This is a genomic window from Streptomyces torulosus (genome assembly GCF_001419765.1).
Taxonomy (GTDB): Bacteria; Actinomycetota; Actinomycetes; order Streptomycetales; family Streptomycetaceae; genus Streptomyces; species Streptomyces torulosus.
On record NZ_LIRK01000747.1, the window covers coordinates 1 to 4,919 of the forward strand.

A 4,919-nucleotide genomic window follows, 5' to 3' on the forward strand; every position below is an offset into this window, starting at 1 on the left:
TTCCGCAGGCACAGCACCCCGGCCACGACGTACAGCACGGCGATCAGCAGTCCGGGGAAGCGTTCGCCGTGGCCGGGGTGCTGTGCCTGCGGAACCCCCTGCAGACCATCACCGCACTGGCACTGATCGTCGGCATGGTGTGGCTCGTGACGGGCCTCCTCGCCCTGTACACGGCCATGTCCTCCAAGGACCTTCCCCACCGCGGCTTCCTCCTCGGCGCCGTGATCCTCGGCGTCGTCGCGGGGGTCGTGGTGCTGGCCCTCCCGGCCGAGTCCGCGCGCGCCCTGACCCGGCTGCTCGGCCTGTGGCTCGTCCTGCTCGGCCTGGCCGAAGGCGCCGTCGCCCTCGCCGGGCGCGCCGCACTCGGCCGCGCGTCCGTCCGGGGGAGCAGCGATGGCCGCTGAGCCCGGAGGGCGGCCCAGCGGTGACGCGGAGCGAGCGGCTCCCTGAGCCATGACCAGACGGCGCGCCCCGGCTGCCCCCGACACCCCCGCCCGCAGAAGCAGGGCCGAACGGGTCGCCGCCGGGCTGCGCGCGGGTCCCGCCGCCCGGCTCCTGCCCCGCCTGTCGGCCCTCAACGTGGTGGAGGGCTCCGTACGACTGGCCGCCCAGGCCTTCGTCACGGCGCTCCCCCTGCTGATGACGGTGGCGTCCTTCGCCCCCGGAGGAATCCAGGACCTGCTGGTCGACTCGCTCCGCGCGGTGCTGGGGATCCGCGGCGACACCCTCGACGAGATGCGTCAGGCATTCGCCGCGACCGGCACCACCCGCGACACCGTGGGCGCCCTCGGAGTGCTGATCACCCTCGTCTCCGCCACCGCCTTCAGCCGGGCGCTCCAGGCGGTGTGCGAACGGTGCTGGCACCTGCCCAGGGCACCCCTTCGGGCGGTGACGGTGTGGCGCTGGCTGCTCTGGCTCGTGGTCTGGCTGGGCGCCCTGCTGCTCCAGGCACCGCTGCGCGGCGGCTTCGGCCTGGGCACCGCGACGGGGCTGGTGCTGTCCGTGCTGGCGGCGCCGCTGCTGTGGTGGTGGTCCCAGCATCTGCTGCTCGGCGGCCGGATCGGCTGGCGGGAGCTGCTCCCCGGAGCCGTGCTGGCGGGAACGGGCACGGTGGTGCTGAGCTGGGCGGCCCGCCTGTTCATGCCGGCGGCCATGCAGCGCAGCCTGGAGGAGTTCGGCCCGCTCGGACCGGTCTTCACGTTCCTGTCCTGGCTGATCTCGGTGTTCCTGGTCGCCGTGTCCGGCCTGGCCCTCGGCCCCGTGGTCGCGGCCACCGGCTGGTACCGGACGGCCCACCTCCCGCGCGGCCGGCCCCCGGACCACGAGTAGGCCGATGGGCCACCGGTCCGCACTGCCGACGACGCGGCTTCACCCTTCTCGGGTGAGGACGCGCGGTCCCCACGGTGGGCACGCTGAGGGGGCAAGGCCAGGCGTGACCGCCGGGCATGGGCAGGACGGAGGAGAGACATGAGTGGGCCGACCTATCTCGCGTACGACTATCCACTGCTGAGCGCCTTCTGGACGATGCTGGTGTTCTTCCTGTGGATCATGTGGTTCGTCCTGCTGTTCCGGGTCATCGCCGACATCTTCCGCGACGACGAGCTGAGCGGCTGGGCCAAGGCGGGCTGGCTGGTGTTCGCCATCGTCCTGCCCTTCCTCGGCGTGTTCGTCTACGTGGTCGCCCGCGGCAAGAACATGGGCCGCCGCGAGGTGGCGCAGGCCCGCGCCCAGCAGCAGGCCTTCGACAGCTATATCCGTGAGACCGCCGCCGCCTCCGGTGGCCGGACCACCAGCGTCGACGAACTGACCAGGCTCTCCGAGATCCGCGCCCGCGGTGACATCACCGACGAGGAGTTCCGCCGGGCCAAGGAACTGGTGCTGAGCGGCTCCGGCGCCCCGGAACGCTGACTCACGTCCCCCACTCCTCCGGTCGCCGACCGCGCCCGGAGCCGACACGAAACGAGGCAGCAGCATGGCAACCACACACCACACCCGCCCCACGCGCACGCACTCGGCCAAGCAGGGATGGGCCTCCGGACTGACGGCGTTCGCCGCCGTCATGCTCCTGATCGCAGGTGTTCTCGACGTCCTGCGCGGCATCGCGGCGATCGCCGAGGACGATGTCTTCCTCGCCACCCGCAACTACGTCTACGAGTTCGACCTCACCAGCTGGGGCTGGATCCACCTGATCCTGGGTGCCGTCGCTCTGATCGTGAGTGCCGGGCTGTTCCAGACGTCCACGTGGGCACGCGTCGCAGGCGTGGGGGTCGCCTCGCTCCTCATCGTCGCGAACTTCCTCTCGCTGCCGTACTACCCGGCGTGGTCGATCGTGATGATCGCGGTGTCCGGGTTCGTCATCTGGGCCCTGTGCGTCGTGCGCAAGGACGACTCCCTCGCTTCGAGCGACATGTGAGAGGAGAGGAAGGGGAGGGCACCGCATGAAGGGCCGTGGCTCCGCGTCGGGGAGACCGGCCGGCCACGCCGGGCAACGGGCCGGCGGGGGCCCGGCCGGACAAGATCCCGGTCAGGGCCCCACCGGAGGCGGCGCCCAGGAGCGCGCCGCCGGCCGGGGCCCCGTAGGTGGGGGTCATGCCGCGGACTCCTCTGGGCCGCGGTCGGTCTCGCCGGCGACGGCCGACCGGCCGCGCGGCACCCTGCTCGCGCCGACACGGCCGGCCCCGGGGAACCGGGTGAGACGCGCCGGTCGGCGCCTACGACAGAACACCAAGAAAGGCGGAGGCCCATGTGCCGGTGGCTTGCCTACTCGGGAACACCTGTGCTGCTCGACACCATCCTGTACCGGCCCCAGCACTCGCTGATCGACCAGAGCCTGCACTCCCGGATGGGGGTGGAGACGACCAACGGCGACGGATTCGGCGTCGGCTGGTACGACTCGTCCTCCCGCACCCACACCCCCGCCGTCTTCCGTGACATCGGACCGGCGTGGAGCAACCGGAACCTGCGGGAGATCGCCGACCACGTCGAGTCCCCGCTGTTCTTCGCCCACATCCGGGCGACCACCGGCACGGCCGTGCAGCAGACCAACTGCCATCCGTTCCGCCACGGCCGCTGGATGTGGATGCACAACGGCGCGATCGCCGAGTTCCACCGGATGCGCCGGGACCTCGCACTCGTCGTCGACCCGGAGCTGTTCCTCGACATGGAGGGATCGACGGACTCCGAGATGATGTTCTACCTGGCGCTCACCTTCGGTCTGGAGGAGGACCCGCCGGGCGCCGTCGCGCGGATGGCGGGCCTGGTGGAGCGGGTCGGCCGCGAGCACGGCGTGGAGTTCCCCCTCCAGATGACGCTGGCCGTCACGGAGGGGCAGCGGCTGTGGGCCTTCCGCTACTCCAGCCAGGGCGCCTCGCGTTCGCTGTACTACAGCACCGATGTGGAGACGCTCCGGTCGCTCCACCCCGACCTGACCTTCCTGCGCGAGGTCTCCGACGACACCCGGCTCGTCGTCTCCGAGCCCCTGGGTGATCTGCCCGGCGCCTGGAACAAGGTCCCGGAGAGCAGCTACGGCGTGGTGCAGCCGGGTAGCGACGAACTGCTCCCCTTCGCCCCGAGTCCCGAACCCGTTCTCAGCCCATGAACCCACTCTCCCTTGAGCATGTACCCAGTCCCTGAACCCGCGCTCAGCTCCGGTCGCGGGCGGCCCGGACGAGGGCGTCGAAGAGGTTCTGCTGGGCCGGATCGTCGGCGGCGGTGTCCTCGGGATGCCACTGGACGGCCGTGAACCAGCCGCGCGCACCCGTGAGTTCGAGCGCCTCGGCGGTGCCGTCCACCGCGGTGGCCGTCACCTCCAGCCCCGTGCCGAGGCGGTCGACACGCTGGTGGTGGTAGCAGGACGCGTCGACCTTCTCGGCGCCCGTCGCACGGGCCACCTCCGACGCCGGCCGCAGTGTGACGGGGTGCACGAGGTGCCGGTGCTCGCGCTCCGGGCCGCCCATGTCCTGCTCCAGGGTGCCGCCGAGGGCGACGTTGACGACCTGGAGGCCCCGGCAGACCGCCAGCAGGGGCAGTCCCAGGGCGAGCGTCTCGCGGGCGACCGCCAGGTCGAAGGCGTCCTGCGTCTCGTCCACGTCGTACACGGTGGCGTGGGTATCGGTCGCGCCGTAGCGATGGGGGGCGAGGTCGCCGCCGCCGGGCAGCAGGACGCCGTCGAAGCGGGCGAGGCGGGCGGCCACGTCCCCCGCGGCGGGGTGTACGCTCACGGGCTCCCCGCCGGCCCGCCACACGGCCTCGATCAGGGCGCGGGCGTTGACCTCTGCGGCATAGCGGAGCGCGGACGTGGTGGCGGCGAACCGGGCCGGAATCGCGATCAGGGGTCGATGAGGCGTCAGGGGTCGCGTGGGCGTCGGGGGGCGCGTGGGCGAAGGGGTCACAGCTGGATCCAGGTGGTCTTCAGTTCGGTGTACTTGTCGATGGCGTGCGCGGACTTGTCGCGGCCGTTGCCGGACTGCTTCATGCCGCCGAAGGGCACGGTGAGGTCGCCCTCCTCGTAGCAGTTGACCCAGACGGTGCCCGCCCTCAGGGCGCGGGAGACCCGGTGTGCGGTGGAGAGGTCGGAGGTCCACAGGCCGGCGGCGAGGCCGTACTCGGTGGCGTTGGCCAGGCGTACGGCCTCGTCCAGGTCGTCGAAAGTCAGCACGGAGAGCACCGGGCCGAAGATCTCCTCGCGGGCCAGGCGCATGCCCTGGTCGACCCGGTCGAAGACGGTGGGCCGCAGATAGCTGCCGCCGGTGCCGGTCAGGGTGCGCTCGCCACCGGTCAGCAGCCGCGCGCCCTCCTCGCGGCCGGTGCCGATGTGGTCGAGGACGCGCTCCAGATGGGCCTCGCCGACCAGGGCGCCCATCTCGGTCGCCGGGTCGAGCGGGTCGCCGACGCGCAGGTCACGGGCGCGGGCCACGATC

General features: G+C 72.2%; 7 protein-coding genes. 5 read left to right on the forward strand and 2 right to left on the reverse strand.

Annotated features, from left to right (window positions below):
* The 5 genes from AOK23_RS38985 to AOK23_RS39005 all read left to right on the forward strand — a co-directional run.
* Positions 1-404: DUF308 domain-containing protein (locus AOK23_RS38985; protein ID WP_169800377.1), on the forward strand; the 404-nt coding region annotated here is incomplete at its 5' end.
* 49 nt (positions 405-453) lie between these two features.
* Entirely contained in the window at positions 454-1,329 is an 876-nt protein-coding gene (locus tag AOK23_RS38990) for a YhjD/YihY/BrkB family envelope integrity protein (protein WP_055717191.1), read from the forward strand.
* A 138-nt stretch (positions 1,330-1,467) separates the two neighbouring features.
* Complete coding sequence (locus tag AOK23_RS38995) at positions 1,468-1,908, forward strand: SHOCT domain-containing protein (RefSeq protein WP_055717192.1); 441 nt, start codon at positions 1,468-1,470, stop codon at positions 1,906-1,908.
* 64 nt (positions 1,909-1,972) lie between these two features.
* Positions 1,973-2,413, forward strand: a complete 441-nt coding sequence (locus tag AOK23_RS39000; protein WP_055717193.1) for a DUF7144 family membrane protein — start codon at positions 1,973-1,975, stop codon at positions 2,411-2,413.
* A 330-nt stretch (positions 2,414-2,743) separates the two neighbouring features.
* Positions 2,744-3,598 carry a class II glutamine amidotransferase gene (locus tag AOK23_RS39005; protein WP_055717194.1) on the forward strand — a complete coding sequence of 285 codons (855 nt, stop codon included), beginning with the start codon at positions 2,744-2,746 and terminating at the stop codon, positions 3,596-3,598.
* 43 nt (positions 3,599-3,641) lie between these two features.
* Here AOK23_RS39005 and AOK23_RS39010 read toward each other — a convergent pair whose 3' ends face one another.
* Together AOK23_RS39010 and AOK23_RS39015 are read right to left on the reverse strand one after the other, a co-directional pair.
* Entirely contained in the window at positions 3,642-4,349 is a 708-nt protein-coding gene (locus AOK23_RS39010) for a gamma-glutamyl-gamma-aminobutyrate hydrolase family protein (protein ID WP_055717195.1), read from the reverse strand.
* 38 nt (positions 4,350-4,387) lie between these two features.
* Positions 4,388-4,919: aldehyde dehydrogenase family protein (locus AOK23_RS39015; RefSeq protein WP_157878288.1), on the reverse strand; the 532-nt coding region annotated here is incomplete at its 5' end.